This is a genomic window from Streptomyces sp. NPDC102402, assembly GCF_044765765.1.
GTDB lineage: Bacteria > Actinomycetota > Actinomycetes > Streptomycetales > Streptomycetaceae > Streptomyces.
This window is the reverse complement of the sequence record NZ_JBIWKR010000046.1, coordinates 1-1,730: the sequence shown is the minus strand read 5'-3', so window position 1 is coordinate 1,730 and position 1,730 is coordinate 1. Positions and strand designations below refer to the sequence as shown.

2 protein-coding genes are annotated in these 1,730 nt (G+C 65.7%); both read right to left on the bottom strand.

Annotated elements, in window-relative coordinates; genetic code table 11:
- Positions 1-69 precede the first annotated feature (69 nt).
- Positions 70-483 carry a cytidine deaminase family protein gene (locus ACIRJR_RS37100; RefSeq protein WP_403789199.1) on the bottom strand — a complete coding sequence of 138 codons (414 nt, stop codon included), beginning with the start codon at positions 481-483 and terminating at the stop codon, positions 70-72.
- A gap of 21 nt (positions 484-504) precedes the next feature.
- Positions 505-1,638, bottom strand: coding sequence for an IS630 family transposase (locus tag ACIRJR_RS37095; protein ID WP_403789197.1), 1,134 nt, complete (start codon positions 1,636-1,638; stop codon positions 505-507).
- Between the last annotated feature and the right edge of the window lie 92 nt (positions 1,639-1,730).

The following is a 1,730-nucleotide window of genomic DNA, read 5'->3' as shown; positions in this document are numbered from 1 at the left end:
CTAGTGCCGCATCAGGCAACGTTTGCCCTGTTGTCGGTGGGCGGTGCCAGCGCGTGCTGAGTAACGCGGTTACTGGGCGTCGAGCTGGTGGTCAGCCCAGACGTAGCTTTCGGGCAGTAGGTCGGTGATGGGGACGGTTCGGATGCGATCGCCTTCGCCGACGATGACCTTAAGGGCAGGGAAGTAGTCGAGGAGGACCTGGCGACACCGGCCGCACGGGGGAACAACCCCTCGGTCGCGGTCGCCCACCGCGACAATCGTGTTCAGCTCGTAAGCGCCCTGGGCGGCTGCCGTGCCGATAAGGACCAGCTCGGCGCAGGGTCCTCCCGTGAAGTGGTAGGCGTTCACGGCGGTGACGATCCGGCCGTCCTGGGCGCGGGCCGCGGCTGCCATGGTGTGGTTGTCACCCCGGCAGCGAGTGCGAGCAACGTGCGCCGCTGCCTGGATGAGCTCGTGGTCGACGGGATGGGTCTGCATGGTCATTCTCTCTGCCTTCGTGAGGTGTCAGGCGACGTTGACCCGAGTGACGAGGGAGCGCAAGCGACTATCGGCAGTGTGCCTGTTCCGCCAGATGATGTAGCGGCGGATCATGCTGCCCTGCTCCTTGTGGCTGGCGTGGTCGGTGCCGTCGAGAGTGAAGTAGCGCAGTGCGGTGAACTGGGCCTCGATGCGGTTGAGCCAGGAGCTATTGGTGGGGGTGTAGGCGATCTCGACATTGTTCGCCGCGGCCCAGGTGCCGACCCGCTGGCACTTCTTCGTGGTCAGGTGCGGGGAGAAGTTGTCACAGACGATCGCGATACGGACCTCGGGTGGGTAGAGGCTGCGCAGGTACCGGCAGAACTCCAGGAACTGGGTGCGCTTCTTGACCGGCTTGATGTGGCCGTAGAGCTTGTCCTTGGCCAGGTCCAGTGCGGCGAACAGGTGCCGTACTCCGTCGTAGCGGTTGTAGGTCGCCCGCCGCCTGCGGCGGGGTTCGCGGTCGGGGTCCTTGTGCTTGCCGCCGCGTTCGGCCCACTGCCGGCCCGGGTGGGGCATGAGGTTGAGCGGTCCGAACTCGTCCATGCAGAGGACGACTTCGGGCTCGTCCGCCTCGGGTATGACCTCACCGTCGGCGATCGCGTAGAGGTGCTCGACGCGGGCCTTCTTGGCCGAGTAGTCGGGGTCCCGGGAGGTCTTCCAGGTCTTCAGACGTTGAAACGAGACGCCTTCCTCGCGGAGCAGGATGCGCAGGCCCTCGTGGCTGATGTCGTCGACCACCCCCTCTGCGACCAGGAAGTCCGCCAGCTTGGTCAGGCTCCAGGTCGAAAACGGCAGGTCGTGTTCGGTCGGCTTCGACTTCGCGATCTTCTTGATCTCGCGGCGCTCGGCCAGCGTGAAGACCTTGGGCCGGCCCCCCTTGTACTTCGGATACAGCGAGTCGAAGCCGTCGGCGTTGAAGTTGTGGATCACATCCCGGACCCGGTCCGCGCTGGTGAAGGTGACCTCGGCGATCTTCGCCACCGGCATGCCCTGCGCGGACAGCAGGACCATCTGGGCACGCCGCCAGGTCACTACCGAACCGGTTCCCCGGCGGATGATCCGAAGCAGCCGCCTGCCTTCGTCATCGTCGATCTCGCGTACACGTACTCGCTCTGCCACCCGGACAGGGTGACGGCCACGCGCCGCCCGGCACAGCACCGAAACGGCGCGTCACATCACAACAGGGCAAACGTTGCCTGATGCGGCACTAG